The sequence below is a fragment of the Mesorhizobium sp. M6A.T.Cr.TU.014.01.1.1 genome, from assembly GCF_004022765.1.
Classification (GTDB): domain Bacteria; phylum Pseudomonadota; class Alphaproteobacteria; order Rhizobiales; family Rhizobiaceae; genus Mesorhizobium; species Mesorhizobium mediterraneum.
The window spans coordinates 67,609-84,024 of record NZ_RZPG01000006.1; the positions used below are offsets into that span (position 1 = coordinate 67,609).

Genomic DNA, 16,416 nt, shown 5'->3' on the forward strand with positions numbered 1-16,416 from the left:
GGCTACGCTCCCACTTTCTTTGCAGGCCGGCGTTTCACGATCAGACCTGTTGCACGCCCAAGCCCCATCACGGCGAAGTAGATGGCGATCGACACCAGAAACATCAGGAAGGCCTGGGCGGCACCGAGGGGCCAGTTTCCGGTCTTGCGGAACTGATCGGCGATCAGCAGCCCCGTCGTCTGACCCGACGAGCCGCCCAGCATCTGCGGCGTGACATAGTCGCCCGCAACCATGACGAAGGTCAGCATGAAGGCGCCGACCAGCCCGTTGGCTGCGTTGGGCGCGATGACGCGGAAGAAGGCGCCAAGCGGCGAGGCGCCAAGGTCGCGCGCGGCGTCAACAAGGTCCTTCTTGATCTCGCTGAGCGACGACACCACCAGCAGGATGCAGAATGGCAGGTAAATGTGGATCAACGTGATCGCGACAGCAAACCGGCTGAACAGGAGTACCCCGACCGGCGTGTCGACGATGCCGGCCTGAAGCAGGATGGTGTTGAGGACGCCGCTGGTGCCAAGCAAGGTACGCCAGGCATAGATGCGCACAAGATAGCTGGAGAACCAGGTGATCAGGATGAGATAGAGGATGACCTGCGAGCGGCTGACATAGACGAGGTAATAGCCGACCGGGATCGCCAGAACCAGCGTGATCGATGCCGTGACAAGCCCGATCAGGATGGCGTTTATCGTCACCGTCCAGAATAGTGGCGACATCAGCGAATTCAGGTAGTTCGAAAACACGAAGTCCGGCACGATCTTGTACGAGGCCGCCGTCCAGAAACTGTAGACGAACAGGATCAGGCTCGGCACGACGAAAAACATGATCATGTACAGAACAGCGGGTGCCGCCAGCAGGCCGCCCATGCTAGAGCGCCGCGCGTCCTTTTGGACGCGCAAAGGACGCTCTGCCACTTTGAATCTACGCATCGCGCTTTCCGAAATCGATTCCGGCTTTCTGGCCGATGCGGTAGCGCTTAGTGCCTTCATGGATCTTCCACGTCCAGATCGCGCTATCGGCAACGCCGATAGCCAATCCCAATTCATTCAGCCAATTCAACGGGGAGTCTACATTCCCGCTTTGAATTCCTGCCATGCCGCGACCCAGTCGTCATAGGTGGCATGGGTGTCGGATGCCCGTGGTGGAATGCCGGGCAGGCCGGCTGCGAACATCGTCTCAATGGCGTCATAGTCGATGCGGCTGCGCGACTTCTCATCAAGCAATGCGACCGCCTTTTTGGAAACCGGCGCCTGAACCACAGCCATGGCGACCTTGGCCTGCACGGCGGGATCGAGCGACTGGTTGATGAAGGCGTGAGCGGCCTCGATATTGTCCGCCGAAATCGGGATGAACCAAGCATCCACCCACAGGACCGGGCCTTCTTTCGGCATGGCCATCTCGATCTTCATGTTCTGCTGGTCGGTCTGTGTGATGATAGAGGGATCGGCGCAAAGTGCTGCAACGACCTCGCCGGAAACCATGAGATTGACGAGCTCGCCCTGGTTGAGGGCGATGACGCGGGCCTGAGCGCGGTATTTGGAGAATTCCGCGAAAGTCTTGCCGAGCTCGTCTTTGGTCAGCAGCGGATATTTGTCGCCGAAACCGGCAACGCGCGCGGCGACCGGCCAGGAGCTTACCGTGTCGTCCATGATGGCGATCTTGCCCTTGAGCGAAGGATCGAGCAGGTCGGCGTAGGATGTCGGCTTGGCCAGCTTGTCGGCATTGAACAGGATCGTGTTGAACCCCCAGATATAAGGCGATCCCCAATGTTGCCCGTCGGCGAACCATGTCGGCTGGTCGTAGAACTGGCCGAAGAGGTTGTCGGGATTGTAGTTCGGCACTTTCGACATATCGATCGGATTTACGATCTTCATTTCCCGGACGTAGAGATCGGCATAGGCCTGATTGTATTCGGCCAAATCGATGGGCGGTGGATTGCCGGCCACGAATTTTGCCTGCACGTCATCCTGGTTGGCGATCGACGTGGCCTCGACCGTCACGCCGTTTGCCTTGCGCCAGTCCGAAAGCTCGTTGGTCAGGTCATAGCCTTCCCAGGCCATGACCTGGAGTTCGCCGCCCGCAGCGGCCTGCGCAGGCAGCGTGGACAGCCTCAACAGGAATGCCCCGCCTCCCAAACCGGCCATTCCGGTGAGTACGGCTCTCCTGCTGATCGCTGACGTGAACAAGCCCGAATTGACCTCGTCTCCTGCTTTGCGTGTCATTGCGAATTCCCCTTTTTGGTGGCAATTTACGGCAATCTTGCTTTACAGGATATTGGATACAATAATCTTAAGAGTCAAACGAATTCGCCCTACCACCGCTCGGCTTTGATTGTCTTGCGAAGATTTTGCGGAGGCGTCACGGCTATCCAGATCGGCTGCGCTCGCGTCAGCCGATTTTGAACGACAGGCAGATGTGCGCCCGGATTCGACGAAACGAAAAGGCCGATACGGCTGAAGCAGGATCAGCCGGCGGCTTCGCCTCGCTTCAGTTGGCTGACGATTTCTTCGGCCGCGTCGGCGACATGCTTCTTGAGCAGTCTCGATGTCTCGACGGCGTCACGCAGGCGATAGGCTTCAAAAATGTCACGATGCTCCTGCAGCGCTTTGGTCTGCGCCTTCAACGGCTCGATCTGCAGGCGCAGATAGCGATCCGCCGAACTGTAGAGCGTTTGTAGCACCGCCATCGAACGCGGTCGCATCGACGGCTCGAGCAGCGCCGTATGAAAGGCCCAGTTGAGACGGCTGAGCTCCTTCGGATCGCCCCTGGCGATAGCAGCCTCATAGTCACGAAGCGCTCGCTCGACATTGGCGATGTCCTGATTGGACAGGCGCGCTATGGCCTTTTTGACGAGGAAGGGTTCCAGCAGAAGCCGCGCATCGAACAGGTCGATCGCATCGTCAGCCGATAGATCGGAGACGACTGCGCCGCGATGCGTCCTGATGACGACAAGACCTTCGGCTTCCAGTTGCAGAAGCGCCTCGCGCACCGGAATCCGGCTGACGCCCAACTCGGCCGCTATCGCCTCTTGGCGAATCTGGTGGCCGCCAGGATAGTCGCCACCGATAATTTTGGCGGCTATATATTCGGCCACCATCGCGGTTACGGTCTGGCGCTGCAACAGAGGCTTGGGCGGTGTCGGCATGGCAGGCGCTTTCAGAATCGTTCTACTCGTCGCAGGATCGTATCCAATATTTCATTGAGGTCCAATGTCGGCGTTGCATCAACGCTGATCCGCATAATCAACCGTCTCTGGCGGCAGCGGCGCGCGCCCACGCACGCGGTCGACAAGCTTTTCCGCAATCATCATGGTCGGGCAGTGCAAATTGCCGCTGGTGATGCGCGGCATGACCGACGCATCGATGACACGCAACCCCTCGGTCTCGTGCACCTTGCCGTCGGCGTCGACGACCGACATGTCGTCGACGCCCATACGGCAGGTCGAGCACGGGTGGTACTGCGTGCCGAGGTTTTCCTTTAGCCAGGCAAGCACTTCGGCATCGGGCATCGTCCTGAGCCCTGGCGTCAGGGCTTGCCCGCGCATGCCGTCCCAGGCGCGTTGCTGGATGATCTCGTCGGTGTGACGCACGCCGTCGATCAGATCCCGCTGGTCCTGCGGATGCGCGAGGTAGTTGGAAATGATCGACGGATGCATCCGCGGGTCAGCCGATTTCAGTGTAACAGCGCCTCGGCTCTCCGGCCGCATCAGACAGGTCTGGTATTGGAACCCCTCCTCGATGTTGACCTTGCCGTGCATGAGTTCGCCCAGCATCGGCAGAAACTCATGCTGGATGTTGGCATAGTCGGCAGCCGCACTGCTCCTGAAGAACGTGCCGACCTCCCAAAGATTTGTCACGCCGAGCCCGGAGCGCATGAACAGCCATTGCGCGCCGATCAGGCCCATCTTGAACATGTTCAGGTCCATGGCGGGCGAGACGCCGCGACGCGATGCCCTGTAACGCACCGAAACGGCAACATGGTCGACCAACCCCTTGCCGACACCGGGCACGTCCGCGACCGACTTGATACCCAGACTGCCCAGTTCGTCTGGGCGACCGACGCCCGACAGCAGCAAAAGCTGCGGCGAATTGAAGGCGCCGCCGCACAGCACCACCTCGCGCCCTGCCTCAACTGTGTGGGTCGCACCATCAGCCTCGTAGGTAACGCCGACCGCGCGCTTGCCGTCGAAATTGACCCGGTGCACCAGCGCATTCAGCTTCAGCTCGACATTGCCCTTGCGGATTGCCGGCCTGAGATAGGCCCTGCCGCCGCTCGCCCGCACACCCCTGTCGATATTCGCCTGGTAGATATGGACGCCTTCCTGGCGATAGGCATTGTAGTCGGGATTGAGTGGATGACCGGCCTGTTGACCAGCCTCGAGAAACGCCTTGAAGACCGGCAGATTGCCTTTGAGCGTCGTGATCGCGATGGGGCCATCGCCGCCTCGATAGGCATTGGCGCCGTTGTCATAGGTCTCCAGCCTTTTGAAATAGGGCAGGCAATGGGCATACGACCAATCCGGCAGACCGTCCTGCGCCCACCCGTCGAAGTCGCGCGGATTGCCGCGGACGTAGACCATGCCGTTGAGCGACCCGGACCCGCCCAGCATCTTGCCCCTGACATGCGTGATCATGCGCTCGCCGAGCGCGGCCTCCGGTCCCGTCTCGAAACTCCAGGTCCGGCGCTGGTCGGTCAGCGGGTAGGACATGGCCGCCGGCATGCGCACGTAGATGGAATTGTCGCTCGGGCCGGCCTCCAGCACCAGCACTCGAACGCTCTTGTCCTCGCCTAGCCTGGCGGCGACGATCGAACCGGCGGCACCTGCCCCGACGACGATATAGTCATACGCCTTGGAAGCCATGTCGAACTTACCTTCACTTGCACCTGACCGGATGTTTCGGCCAGGCTGAGTTCCTATGTCGCCCACCAGATGCTTTTGATCCGGGAATACTGGTCGAGCGAATGAATGCCTTTGTCCTTGCCGCCGAAGCCGGACGTCTTGAAGCCGCCGAACGGCGTCGTGAAGTCGCCCTCGCAGAAGGCGTTGATCGCCACGAATCCCGCGTCGAGCGTGGCCGATGCCTCGCGAATTGCGTCTGGATTCTCGCCGAAGACATAAGCACTCAGGCCGTATTGAGTGTCATTGGCGCTGCGGATCGCGCTGTCGAGATCGTCGTAGAACCTGACGGACAGAACCGGGCCGAAAATTTCTTCCCTCCAGGCCTCGGCGCTTTCGGCGACATTGAAAAGCACGACCGGCTCGACCAGGCGTGGCGATGCGCCTTTGGTTTCGGCTGCCGACACGCTGAAATCACTGTTGTGCCGCTTCTCGTTATCGATGGCGCGATTGACCTTGGCCGCATGGGTGTCGCTGACCAGCGGCCCGATGCGTGTGGCCGGATCGAACGGATCGCCGATCGGCCATTCCTTCATCTTCGCGGCGAGCATGTCGCGAAGATCGGCTTCCAGCGTGCGCGGCGCGAGAACCCTCGATATGGACGAACAGAGCTGGCCGGAATTCATCAGGAAGCCGGTCGAAATGTCGCCGGCGAAACGGTCGAGCGATTTGACATCAGGCAGGATGATCGCAGGATTCTTGCCGCCGCATTCCAACGAAATTTCCTTCAAATTCGAATCGGCCGAATAGTGCAGGAAGCGCCGCCCTGTGGCGGTCGAACCGGTGAAATTGATCGCCGAAACGTCGCCATGCAGGCCCAGCGCCTTTCCGGCAACCGCGCCAGTGCCGGGCACGACATTGATGACGCCAGCCGGGAAACCCGCTTCGATCGCCAATTCCGCCAGCCGCAGCGTGGTGAGCGGCGTATCGTCGGCCGGCTTGCAGACGACCGTGTTGCCGGCGGCCAGCGCCGGGCCGATCTTCAGCGCCAGCGTGGTTAGCGGGTAATTCCAGGGCAGGACGATGCCGACCACGCCTTGCGGCTCGCGCACGATCTGGCTGAGCACGCCCTTGCGACGGGCAGGGCTGAGATCGTAGGCGGTTTCGGTCAGGCTGGCATACCAGCGCAGCACACCGATCGTCGTCGGCACATCGTCATTGTAGGAATGCAGGATCGGTTTGCCGACGTCGAGGCTTTCGAGAAGCGCCAATTCGAGCCGATTCTTTTCGACGGCATCCGCCAGCGCACGGATCAACGCCGCGCGTCCTTCGTGCCCCATCGTGCCCCAATCTGCCTTCAGCGCCGCGCGGGCGGCCTGCACGGCGAGATCTACCTGCCTCTCGCTGGCAAAGGCGACCTCGCTGATCGTCTCCCCATCGAAGGGAGATATGATGTTTCTGACGTCGGAGCCGCCGTCGCGGGAAAACCCGTCGCCAATCCAGGACGTGTCCAGTCGCCGCGCCGTATCGCGCGTCTGCCTCAGGTCGGACACGCCGAACATTGGAACTTTATCCATGCAATCCATCCCTGACACATCCATCGGCTGCGGCTTTCGAAGCGCAACCGACGACGCGGAGCTTTGCGTGCCGACCCAGACGTCCGCGTGGGATCAGGCGGCCCGGCGTGACTGCATCTGCTTGAGCTGCTCGATTGTCGCCTTGATCGTGGCAACGACGCGCTCGCGCTCCTCGCCGGCCAGCGGCAGTCGCGGCGCCCGGGTCCATTCCGGCGCGCCGTAGACGAGGTGTTCGGCCATTTTGATGTATTGAACGAGCTTCACATGCGTATCGAGATGGAAGGACGGCGTCATGATGCGATAGAGATCGCGTGCCCCGGCAAAATTCCCGGATGCGCACAGGGTGAAAATCTCGACGCATTCCTTCGGCCAGGCATTGGTCATGCCCGAGACCCAGCCCGTAGCGCCGAGCGACATGCTCTCGACGATCTGGTCGTCGACGCCGCAAAAGATATCGAAGCGATTGCCCAACGCGATGAACATGTCGGTGACCCGGCGCACGTCACCGGTCTCTTCCTTGACCGCCACGATGGTCGGGCAATCGGCCAGCACCTTGAGGATGGCGGGCGTGACGTCGACGCCATAGGCGATCGGGTTGTTGTAGATCATGATCGGCAGGTCGCTGGCGCCGGCGATCGCCTTGTACCATTCGGCCGTCTCGCGCGGGTCGGTTTTGTAGCCGAGGCTCGGGAACACCATCAGGCCTTCGGCGCCGTAATCCTGGAACTTGCGGGCGCTCGCGGCCGCGCCGGCGGTCGAAATCTCGGCAAGGCCGGAGAGAAGCGGAACGCGGCCGGCAACGGCTTCCCTGGCGGCCCGGATGACGGCTTCCTTCTCCTGCGGCAGCAGCGAGGCGTTCTCGCCCAGCATCGGCAGCACGATGATGCCGGAAACGCCATTGTCGATGAGGCGGTTGATGCTCGCCTGCGTCGCTTCGAGATTGATCGAACCGTCCTGGTCGAGCTTGGTGGTAACCGCCGGGAACACCCCCTGCCAATGCGTCATCGTCTGGCCTCTCCTTGGACTCGCTTTCGCAATAATGTATCCAATCTACAATATTCTATTTGAAAGTCCACTATGAAATCGACCTTGTGGCAACGCCGATACGGCCATGTCACACCACCGGAACGGGCGGATTTCCCTCGAAGCGCGGCACGGACACACGCACCCCCTCTTGCGCCGAGCGTCTGACGGCCAGCGCCGTGGCCAACGAGGCGACGCCGTCCCAACCCGTCGCCGCCGGACGTTCGCCATGAAGCACTGCCGCGTCGAACTGGGCGATCGTTGCGGCGTAGAGGTTGGCGGGCTCGACCGGGATTTCCGTCATCTCGGTGCCGCGGCGAAGATAGACCCGACCGGACGGCGCCTCATCCAGGATGCCCCGGCCATAGATCGACCCTTCGGTGCCATGGATCTCAAGCGCCGTCTCGTGATGGGCGAAGACCTGGCCCTCATGCATGTAGGCAATCAACCCGGAAGCGAAGTTGACGATGGATTGCACCTGGTCCTCGACACCATTCTCGCCGATCAGGCTGCTTGCCTTCATCGACATGACCTCGACCGGTTCGTCCGCAAGGACGAAGCGCAGAACGTCGACATTGTGCACGGTCAGGTCGTAGATGACCCCGCCCTGTTCCTTGTCCTTCGTGCGCCAGGTCTGCAACTCCTTGGGCAAGTATTCGCAATACATCGCGCGCGCGGCGAGCGGCCGGCCGATTTGGCCTGTCAGCACCAGGTCGCGGATCGCCCTGTGCGTCGCCGCGCCACGCATATGATGGTTCGTCGCCAGGACGACGCCGGCGCGGTCGCAGGCCCTGGCCATCTCGACGGCATCATACAGCGTCAGCCCGAGCGGCTTTTCGCAGAGCACGTGCAGGCCCGCTGCCGCAGCTTCGAGCGTGTCGTCGCGATGCCTGGCATTGTTGGTCGAGACGTAGACTGCGTCGATCGCGGTTTCGGCAAGAAGCGATTTGAGGCTTGTCGCGGATACCGGTATCCCGAGATCGTCCGCGAATGCGCGGCCGCGGGCGGCACTGCGGCTGACGACCGCCACCAATTCCGCATCCGGAACCGACTGGATCGCCTTGGCGACCCAGGAGCGGGCGATCTGGCTTGCCCCCACGATCGCCCAGCGGACCTTGTCCGCATCTCGACGCGCGCGGCTCGCGGCCGGCACCGCTTGGGGCGTGTCAGTCATGGAGTTCCCTCGATATCGCCGGGCCGACCGAAAAATCACTGAATGTGACTTCGAAACCTTCACGTTGCGGCGAGCAGCACATCATGCCGACATCGATCGTTTTCGAGGGTGGGAAATAGGCAAGCCGCACCGGCTTCCAGTGGCCGTCGGACGCATCCAGATACTGGATGCGGATCGCTTCGGCGTGGCGGGTCAGTCGGATCCTGACGCCGTCCGGACTTGCCGGAATGCTGACCAGCGACCAGTCGGACGCATCGTTGGTGACGACGACGGAGAAATACATCAGCCCGTCGGTGAATTCGATGCCGGCCTTGACCCAATGCGTCTCGCTCAGCCGGACCATCAATCCGGCCTGGTCGTAGAGCACCTTGTAGTCGCCCTTGACCGTGACCTCGGCGCTGAAGTCGCCCTCGACCTGGCGATAGAGGAAATGACCGCTGTCGCGCCAGAAATCGTAGAATGTCTCGCGCCAGAAATCGGTCTCCTTGCCGGTGCGCACATTCAAAGTGTTGCCGGAAAACGCGTGATGTGGTGGCGGGTTGAGCCAGGTCAGGTCGGTATTCTTAGATTTCGTCATCGGCTTTTGCCTGTTCGGTTCGCGTTGCGTGATGGGTTTTGCGCAGTCTGATTAGCCGGCAAAGTTTTGTCGGCGACTACCTGAACCAGGTGTCCGACAGGCGGTAGCCCTCGGGAAATGGATCCTCCGGATCAACCCCGTAGTGGCTCACTCCGGTCAGCCAGGCGCGCCCGGAGATCTCAGTCACCACCGCGGGCACATTGCCCGCCATCGCCGTTTCAACGATGCGGCAATCGAAGACGGTGTCGAGAATCGAAGTATGCCGGAAGCGCTCGCCCACAGCGAGATCGCCGCGCGCATGCAGCAAGGCCATCCGCGCTGAGGTTCCCGTGCCGCAGGGGCAACGGTCGAGCCGACCGGGAGAGACGACCACGGCATTCTTCGAGGTCTTCACGCCGTCGACGACCCGCAGCGGACCGGCGAACTCGGTTTGGTTGACGGTGTTGATCGACGGGTTCTCCGGATGGATCGAGGGAAGCTGTTCGGCCGCTGCCGCCTTGATGCGTTCGCCGAGCTCGATCAGGTCGCGCGCCTCGTCGCGCGCCAGGGTGACGCCGACGTCCTCGGCATCGACAATGCAGTAGATCATGCCGCCATAGGCGACATCGACCCGTAGCGATCCGATCCCGGGCACGTCGACCATCCGGTCGCGATGCATGACGAACGACGGGACGTTGCGGAACGTGATGCGACGGCACTTGCCGCCACTGCAATCCGCCGTCACCTCGACCAGGCCGGCCGGCGTGTCCACCCTGACGATAGTCTCAGCGCCGCGCATCGGGATCATGCCCGCCTCGAGGGCGACCGTGACCGTGCAGATCAGGTTCGAGCCCGACATCGGCACGAAGTAGTCCGACTCCATGACGATCATGCCGATATCGGCGTCGGCGCGTATCGGCGGCGTGATCAGGTTGACGGCTGCATTGACGCTGCCGCGCGGATCGAACAGCAGCATGTTGCGAAGCCACGCGCTTTCGCGTTCCAGATTCTCCATGCGCTCGAACATCGTAGCACCCGGCGGCGGCAGGACGCCGCCGGTGATCACCCGGCCCACCTCGCCCTCGGCATGGGCTCCGACGACGGTAATGACGCGATCCAGGTTCATTGGCTTGTATCCTCAGGTCCAGGTTTGTCGACGATCATCACGCACCTGGTGTGCTTTTGTCGCAAGTGGTCCGCGTATTGCATCCAATATATTGGATTATTGCGGCGATGATTTTTTGTCAATGCGCTCATCGAAAAGAGTTGGCGTCCGGCATTCAGGCCGGCGCCGTAGTGCCGGCTGGATCCATCCGGCTAGACGAAGACCATCAGGTGTTGATCGACTACCCGGTCGCAATCGCCACATTCATGGCCGCACGCATCGTTCGAAGGCAGCCAAAGCGTCTTTCACATTCGGAAAGCGAGAATTGCTTCACAAAACCGTTTCATTTCGGCGTTTCGTAAAGCTCGGACGCGGCCTCTCTCAGCGCGCGCCGGCTGTCTGGCCTGAAATACATCATGTGGCCGCCTTCCAGCAGGTCGACGCGGATGGGCTTTGCGCCCGGAAGCGAAGGAATCTGGCCGACAAGGTAGCGTGACACCAAATAGGGTGTCACCAGGTCGGTGTAGCCGTTGACGATCAAAACGCCGAGGCCAGGGTTCAACGCGCGCGCCTGCTGAAGGTCATCCATCACGCCGACATAGCCCTGACGCGTCGGGCTCGTCCCGTAATCCCAATTGCCGCTGACTTCACGGTTGAGGAGCCGGTAACTTAGATCGGTGCGGAATTTCAATTCGTCACGCATATAGCTGACAAAGGCGGAAGTGAGCACCGGCACGCTTCGGTCGAGGACCGGATCAGGACCGCTGTATCTCAGGCTTTCCGGCGCGATGTCCGCCGTTTCGATCGTGCCGTCATAGGCGCTGAGAACATTGCCCCTTGCCCGTGCAAACTCCCTGGCGAAGAGTGCGGTGGGAATGCGTGCAAAGTTTCGTTTGACGAGTTCAAGCGGCAGGCCGGTGATTTCGGCAACGCGCGGGCTCGCCAGGCGCCCACCCTCCTCGAGCCCGCTGGCAAGCGCGACGAGATAGTCGCCAAGCGCATAGCGTTCGACATCGGCCAGCCGCTCCTGCAACTCGGAACCGGTGACGCCTTCGCTGCGCAGGCGCACCGCCGCCAGCGACGGGAGCTCAAGCGCCCAGTGAAGCGGCTGGAACTCGTCGGGCCGCACGAGTGTGAATTCGAGCGCCGGCGAGATGAGCACGATACCGCGAGGACTGATGCCGATATCATCCTGAAGCGTCTTGGCAAGCAGTGCCGCCCGAAACCCGCCATAGCTTTCGCCGGCAAGAAACACCGGCGACACCGTGCGGCCCGCCTGTGCCAGATAGAGCCGGATGAAGGCGCCCATCGCGGCAGCGTCCTGATTGACGCCCCAGAAGCTGCGTGCCTCGGTTCCGGGTGCTTCGCGGCTGTAACCCGTTCCGACCGGGTCGACAAAGACCAGGTCGGTCATGTCGAGCCACGTGTTCGGGTTGTCCAAAAGCCTCTGCGGCGATGGAAGAAAGCTTCCATTAGCCGCCGTCGCCACCACGCGTGGACCGAGCGCGCCAAGATGCAGATAGGCGGAAGCCGCTCCGGGACCACCGTTGAATACGAAAGTGATAGGGCGCTGGGGATCAGGTTCCCGGCTTGGCTCGGGGCGTAGCGTGTAGGCGACATGAAAAACTTCTGCGGTGACGTCGCCCTTGCCGGATAGCAACGACAGCGTGCCGGCCTTTGCCTGGTAGTTCAGCGTACGTCCCGCGATCACGATCGAATGATCGGAGACCTGGGGAGGCGGAAGCAGCGACAGAACTCCACCCGAAGGCGACGGCCGCTCGGCCACTTGCGCATGGCCGGCTGGAACGCCGCCAACCAGCAGCAGCATAGCGAGGGTGATTTCTAGCAGCTTGGTACGCATGACGGCTCCGGAACGGAAACGACTGGAAGCTACCACGCCGATGGCTCAGCCAAAATCACAGGACCGTGCATGCCCTCGCTGCTCGAGGAGACAGCGTGACTTTCAACGGACGATCTTCACGCACATTGGCGTACCGACAGCGATGTATCGCCCGGTGTCGGCCAGCCGGCCGGTGGCTGCGTCGCGCGCGAAAATCGAGATGCGGTCGGCGTTCTGGTTGGCCGAGAAGAGATGGCCGCCCGAGGGTGTCAGTGCCAGATTGCGCGGCGTGGCGCCCCCACAGGGCGTGTAATCGACCAGCGCAAGCGCGCCTGTTTCCTGGTCGACGGAAAACACCGCAACGCTGTCATGGCCGCGGTTGGATCCGTAAAGGAAGCGGCCGTCGGGCGAGATCTGGATGTCGGCGCAATGATTGCCGTCGCGCGCTTCGGCAGGCACAGCCGGCTTCGTGTCGATGACCGAGAGCCTTCCTGACGTATCGTCGAGCGCAAGCGACACCACCGTCGAATCCAGTTCGTTCATGACGAACACGAAGCGGCCGCCCGGATGCAGCGCGACATGACGTGGGCCGGCGCCTGAGGCAAGCACCGACTCCGCCAGTCTGGTCAGGCTGCCATCAGGCCCGATGCGGTACGAGACAAGCCGATCGATGCCGAGATCGGCGACGATCGCTACGCCGCCGGCAATCGTCTCGGTGACGCTGTGAGCATGAGGGCGTTCCTGACGAGCTGTGTCGGGGCCAGTTCCGGCATGGGCGACGCTCGACAACGGCGCGGTCAGGCCGCCATCCTCGCGCAGCCCGTAAACCACGACCGAGCGATCGGGACCGCCTTCGCCCATGCCGTAATTGGCGACCAGCAGCTTCGTCCCGTCGCGCGTGATTGTGTTGTGCGCCGTGATGCTGCCAAGGCTCGGCTGCTTGTTGAGGTAAGACAGGGCGGCGGTTTGCCGATCGAAGCGGTAGGCCGAGACCACGCCTTCGCGCCAGGCGAACACTTCGGAGTTGGCATAGATGCGGGAGCCGTCCGGCGTCACCGAGAGAAAGGTCGGATTGTCGACGTCACCCGTCTCCGTCAGTTTCCTCGTTTCCAGCGTCTCTTCGTCGAAGCTGTAGACACCCAGCCCGACACCGCGCGCGCCCTGAAAATACGGCGCCTCACGGTTGAGGCTGCCAACGAAGACCAGACAGGCATTCTGCATCAAATCCTCCCTTGTTCCGCCGGCGTTGTCCGCCGCGGATCCGAGCAAAATTTCGCCTGTTCACGCTTGCAACACAACCCCATATGTGAAAATACTATTCACAAAAGAAGAGTGACGGGAGGATCGATCATGCAATTCGCTGGTCCGCGGCGCGCCCGGACGGATGATCCGTGTTTCCAACGGACGCCGTCATGACGGGTTTCGCGCCGACCGTCGGCGTGGCATCGACACACCCTGCCAACATGCCGAAGGACCACGCCGATCTCCCCGTCTGGAACGCGGAGAACTGGTTCTACGAAGACTGGCCGGTTGGCCAGAAAATCCGCTCGCTGCGCAGGACCATGGCCGAGGGCGACAGCCACCTTTTCAACGCGCTGGTGCTCGATATCCACCCTTACGTGCAGGACCAGATGTTCGCCGAAACAGAAGGCATTTTCGGCAAGCGGCTGGTCGCCGGCGCCTTCGTGTTCTCGGCCGGGCTCGGCCTCGTCGCCACCAATTGCGTCAACGCATTTTCCTATGGCTACGATAAATTGCGCTTCATCAAACCGGTGTTCATCGGCGACACGATCTATTCGATCCGCTCCAACCTCGACAAGAAACCCAAATATAAGGAGATGGGGCTGATCCGCGCCAGCTATGAAGTCTTCAAGGGTGAAGGAGAGCTCGTGCTTTATTGCGAACACCTGCAGACGGTGAAGTACCGCAATCCAGCCGATTTCGCCGGCAAGACGGAGAAATAGGCGATGGCCGCCATTGCCGAATTGCCGCTGACCGGGCTCGTCGTCGTCGACATGAGCCAGTTCCTGTCCGGGCCCTACTGCTCGCTGAGACTGCTCGACCTGGGCGCCCGCGTCATCAAGATCGAGCGCCCGGACGGCGGTGACCTTTCGCGCCGGCTCTATCTCAGCGACACCGAGATCGGCGGCGATTCCACCATCTTCCATGCCATCAATCGTGCCAAGGAGAGTCTCGCCATCGACCTCAAGGACGCGGCCGACCTTGCGGCGCTACGCGGCCTGCTGGCCAAGGCCGACGTGCTGATCCAGAATTTTCGGCCAGGTGTCATTGAGCGCCTGGGCCTCGACTTTGAGGCGGTGCGCAAGATCAACCCGCGCCTAGTCTATGCGTCGATCAGCGGCTATGGCGAGGAAGGTCCCTGGGTCAAGCGGCCCGGTCAGGATCTGCTGGCGCAGGCACGCTCGGGCGTGATGTGGCTCAACGGCGACGAGGACCAGGGACCGGTGCCTTTCGGCCTGGCAATTGCCGACATGCTGGCGGGCTCCGCCGCCGCGCAAGGAATTCTTGCCGCACTGGTGCGGCGCGGCGTGACCGGCACGGGCAGCCATGTCGAGACCAGCCTGCTCGAAGCGCTGGTCGACTTCCAGTTCGAGGTGCTGACCACGCATCTCAATGACGGGCGCCGCCTGCCGCGGCGATCGGCCTTCCGCAGCGCCCATGCCTATCTATCGGCGCCTTACGGCGTCTATCCGGCCAAGGACGGTTATCTGGCGATCGCCATGACGCCGATCCCGAAGCTGGCCGATCTTCTGGGGCTCGAAGAGCTTGCGCCCTACCGCGACCAGCCGTCGACATGGTTCACCGCCCGCGACGAGATCAAGGCGATCATCGCGCAAAAAATCGCGACGAAGACGGTCGACGAGTGGCTTGCCATCCTCGAGCCTGCCGACATCTGGTGCGCCAGGGTGCTGACCTGGCCGGAGATGATGGCCAGCGAAGGCTTCCAGGTTCTCGACATGCTGCAGACGGTGACGCGCGAGGATGACGTCTCGATCCTCACCACGCGCTCGCCGCTCCGGGTCGATGGTGTGCGTGCGAAGGTCGAGCGCGCCGCGCCACGCATCGGCGAGCACAGCGCAAAGATCCGCAAGGAGTTCGGGCTGTGAGCGACGTGAGGCTCAAAGGCATGACCTGGAGCCATCCGCGCGGCTACGACCCGATGGTCGCCTGTTCGGCACTGTGGAAGCAGCGGACTGGCGTTACTATCGAATGGGACAAGCGCTCGCTGCAGGATTTCGAATCCTTCCCGGTCGAGGAACTGGCCCGTGCCTATGATTTGATCGTCATCGATCATCCGCATGTCGGCCAGATCACCGCCGAGAATTGCCTGGCGCCGCTCGACGTCGCGGGCCGCGAAGCGGAACGTGCGACGCTGGCGGCGGGCAGCGTCGGCCGGTCCTATCCGAGCTACAACTGGCAAGGCCGGCAGTGGGCGTTTCCGATCGATACGGCGAGCCAGGTGCAAGCGTGGCGGCCTGATATGCTTTCCGCTCAGCCGGCGAGCTGGAGCGAAATGCTCGATCTGGCGCGGCAAGGCCACATGCTGTTGCCGCTCAGGCCGCCGCATTCGCTGATGGTGTTCTACACGCTTGCCGGCAATCTCGGCCGGCCCGCCGTCGAGGAGCCTGGCGCTCACGTAAACGCTGATGTGGGCAGCCGCGTTTTCGAGATGATGCGCGAGATCGCGGCTCTCGTAGACCCGGCCTGCCTCGGCATGGACCCGATCGACGTCCTGGAGGAAATGGCCAGGTCCGGCTCGCGGATCGCCTGCGCGCCGCTGATCTATGGCTATGTCTCCTATGCCATTGCCGGATTCCGGACCAACCGCCTTGCCTTCGCGGACATCCCGGCTGCGGGCAATGCCGATCCGGTCGGCTCGGCGCTCGGCGGCACCGGCATCGCCGTGTCGGCCTTTTCGAAGGCCAAGCAGGCGGCCATCGACTTCGCTTACTGGATCGCCAGCGGTGACGTGCAGCGCGGCCCCTATGCTTTGGCCGGCGGCCAGCCTGGCCACGCCGCAGCCTGGGACGCTGCCGCCGTCAATGCAGCCGCCGGCAATTTCTACAAGGATACGCGCGCCACACTCGAAGGCGCCTGGGTCAGGCCACGCCACGATGGCTACATGGCCTTCCAGCAGGCGGCGTCCGATCGCATCAATCTCGGCCTGACCGAAAAGCACGATGCCGGCCGCGTCGTCGCCGATCTTAATCGCCTGTTTCTGGAGAGTTTCCCGGCACGGGTGTCCGGCACTGCCGGTGGAGGAGCCTGAAACAACGAATGGAGGAGAC

At 62.2% G+C, this 16,416-nt stretch carries 15 protein-coding genes; 3 read left to right on the forward strand and 12 right to left on the reverse strand.

Annotated features, from left to right (window positions below):
- Window positions 1–2: 2 nt before the first annotated feature.
- The 12 genes from EN885_RS08615 to EN885_RS08670 all read right to left on the reverse strand — a co-directional run bounded on the left by EN885_RS08615 (window position 3) and on the right by EN885_RS08670 (window position 13,327).
- On the reverse strand, window positions 3–923 hold the full coding sequence (locus EN885_RS08615; protein ID WP_245493034.1) for an ABC transporter permease: 921 nt from the start codon (window positions 921–923) through the stop codon (window positions 3–5).
- Entirely contained in the window at window positions 916–1,089 is a 174-nt protein-coding gene (locus tag EN885_RS34135; protein WP_245493041.1) for a hypothetical protein, read from the reverse strand. The genes EN885_RS08615 and EN885_RS34135 overlap by 8 nt, the downstream gene beginning before the upstream one ends.
- Complete coding sequence (locus EN885_RS08625) at window positions 1,062–2,216, reverse strand: PotD/PotF family extracellular solute-binding protein (protein WP_126103488.1); 1,155 nt, start codon at window positions 2,214–2,216, stop codon at window positions 1,062–1,064. The genes EN885_RS34135 and EN885_RS08625 overlap by 28 nt, the downstream gene beginning before the upstream one ends.
- Window positions 2,217–2,458: 242 nt before the next feature.
- A complete protein-coding gene (locus EN885_RS08630) occupies window positions 2,459–3,139 on the reverse strand; it encodes a GntR family transcriptional regulator (protein ID WP_095483756.1) in 681 nt (226 codons plus the stop codon).
- A 78-nt stretch (window positions 3,140–3,217) separates the two neighbouring features.
- Window positions 3,218–4,855 (reverse strand): choline dehydrogenase, encoded by a 1,638-nt coding sequence (locus tag EN885_RS08635; protein WP_126103489.1) that lies wholly within the window; start codon window positions 4,853–4,855, stop codon window positions 3,218–3,220.
- Between the two features lie 53 nt (window positions 4,856–4,908).
- On the reverse strand, window positions 4,909–6,408 hold the full coding sequence (locus EN885_RS08640) for an aldehyde dehydrogenase family protein (RefSeq protein WP_128241218.1): 1,500 nt from the start codon (window positions 6,406–6,408) through the stop codon (window positions 4,909–4,911).
- Between the two features lie 93 nt (window positions 6,409–6,501).
- Window positions 6,502–7,413, reverse strand: coding sequence for a dihydrodipicolinate synthase family protein (locus tag EN885_RS08645; RefSeq protein ID WP_128241219.1), 912 nt, complete (start codon window positions 7,411–7,413; stop codon window positions 6,502–6,504).
- 109 nt (window positions 7,414–7,522) lie between these two features.
- Window positions 7,523–8,605, reverse strand: a complete 1,083-nt coding sequence (locus EN885_RS08650) for a Gfo/Idh/MocA family oxidoreductase (RefSeq protein ID WP_128241220.1) — start codon at window positions 8,603–8,605, stop codon at window positions 7,523–7,525.
- On the reverse strand, window positions 8,598–9,182 hold the full coding sequence (locus tag EN885_RS08655; RefSeq protein WP_127203612.1) for a DUF1349 domain-containing protein: 585 nt from the start codon (window positions 9,180–9,182) through the stop codon (window positions 8,598–8,600). Before EN885_RS08655 ends, EN885_RS08650 begins: the two co-directional genes overlap by 8 nt.
- A gap of 76 nt (window positions 9,183–9,258) precedes the next feature.
- A complete protein-coding gene (locus tag EN885_RS08660) occupies window positions 9,259–10,287 on the reverse strand; it encodes a proline racemase family protein (RefSeq protein WP_095483750.1) in 1,029 nt (342 codons plus the stop codon).
- A gap of 322 nt (window positions 10,288–10,609) precedes the next feature.
- Window positions 10,610–12,127, reverse strand: a complete 1,518-nt coding sequence (locus tag EN885_RS08665) for an alpha/beta hydrolase (RefSeq protein WP_128241221.1) — start codon at window positions 12,125–12,127, stop codon at window positions 10,610–10,612.
- A gap of 102 nt (window positions 12,128–12,229) precedes the next feature.
- Window positions 12,230–13,327: a lactonase family protein gene (locus EN885_RS08670; protein WP_128241222.1), complete on the reverse strand. Its 1,098-nt coding sequence runs from the start codon at window positions 13,325–13,327 to the stop codon at window positions 12,230–12,232.
- A 191-nt stretch (window positions 13,328–13,518) separates the two neighbouring features.
- Here EN885_RS08670 and EN885_RS08675 point away from each other — a divergent pair, with 191 nt between their 5' ends.
- From EN885_RS08675 to EN885_RS08685, 3 genes are read left to right on the forward strand one after another with little or no spacing between them, the layout of a single operon-like run.
- A complete protein-coding gene (locus EN885_RS08675; protein ID WP_095484001.1) occupies window positions 13,519–14,070 on the forward strand; it encodes a MaoC family dehydratase in 552 nt (183 codons plus the stop codon).
- Between the two features lie 3 nt (window positions 14,071–14,073).
- Window positions 14,074–15,234: a CaiB/BaiF CoA-transferase family protein gene (locus EN885_RS08680; protein ID WP_128241223.1), complete on the forward strand. Its 1,161-nt coding sequence runs from the start codon at window positions 14,074–14,076 to the stop codon at window positions 15,232–15,234.
- Window positions 15,231–16,397, forward strand: a complete 1,167-nt coding sequence (locus EN885_RS08685) for an extracellular solute-binding protein (protein WP_128241224.1) — start codon at window positions 15,231–15,233, stop codon at window positions 16,395–16,397. Before EN885_RS08680 ends, EN885_RS08685 begins: the two co-directional genes overlap by 4 nt.
- The last annotated feature ends 19 nt before the right edge of the window (window positions 16,398–16,416 follow it).

What these genes read in the sequence shown, in the direction of transcription:
- EN885_RS08630 (WP_095483756.1), bottom strand. Translation starts at nt 3,139, where the DNA reads ATGCCGACACCGCCCAAGCCTCTGTTGCAGCGCCAGACCGTAACCGCG.
- EN885_RS08640 (WP_128241218.1), bottom strand. Translation starts at nt 6,408, where the DNA reads ATGGATAAAGTTCCAATGTTCGGCGTGTCCGACCTGAGGCAGACGCGC.
- EN885_RS08645 (WP_128241219.1), bottom strand. Translation starts at nt 7,413, where the DNA reads ATGACGCATTGGCAGGGGGTGTTCCCGGCGGTTACCACCAAGCTCGAC.
- EN885_RS08635 (WP_126103489.1), bottom strand. Translation starts at nt 4,855, where the DNA reads ATGGCTTCCAAGGCGTATGACTATATCGTCGTCGGGGCAGGTGCCGCC.
- EN885_RS08615 (WP_245493034.1), bottom strand. Translation starts at nt 923, where the DNA reads ATGCGTAGATTCAAAGTGGCAGAGCGTCCTTTGCGCGTCCAAAAGGAC.
- EN885_RS08650 (WP_128241220.1), bottom strand. Translation starts at nt 8,605, where the DNA reads ATGACTGACACGCCCCAAGCGGTGCCGGCCGCGAGCCGCGCGCGTCGA.
- EN885_RS08675 (WP_095484001.1), top strand. Translation starts at nt 13,519, where the DNA reads ATGACGGGTTTCGCGCCGACCGTCGGCGTGGCATCGACACACCCTGCC.
- EN885_RS08625 (WP_126103488.1), bottom strand. Translation starts at nt 2,216, where the DNA reads ATGACACGCAAAGCAGGAGACGAGGTCAATTCGGGCTTGTTCACGTCA.
- EN885_RS34135 (WP_245493041.1), bottom strand. Translation starts at nt 1,089, where the DNA reads ATGGCAGGAATTCAAAGCGGGAATGTAGACTCCCCGTTGAATTGGCTG.
- EN885_RS08670 (WP_128241222.1), bottom strand. Translation starts at nt 13,327, where the DNA reads ATGCAGAATGCCTGTCTGGTCTTCGTTGGCAGCCTCAACCGTGAGGCG.
- EN885_RS08680 (WP_128241223.1), top strand. Translation starts at nt 14,074, where the DNA reads ATGGCCGCCATTGCCGAATTGCCGCTGACCGGGCTCGTCGTCGTCGAC.
- EN885_RS08660 (WP_095483750.1), bottom strand. Translation starts at nt 10,287, where the DNA reads ATGAACCTGGATCGCGTCATTACCGTCGTCGGAGCCCATGCCGAGGGC.
- EN885_RS08655 (WP_127203612.1), bottom strand. Translation starts at nt 9,182, where the DNA reads ATGACGAAATCTAAGAATACCGACCTGACCTGGCTCAACCCGCCACCA.
- EN885_RS08665 (WP_128241221.1), bottom strand. Translation starts at nt 12,127, where the DNA reads ATGCGTACCAAGCTGCTAGAAATCACCCTCGCTATGCTGCTGCTGGTT.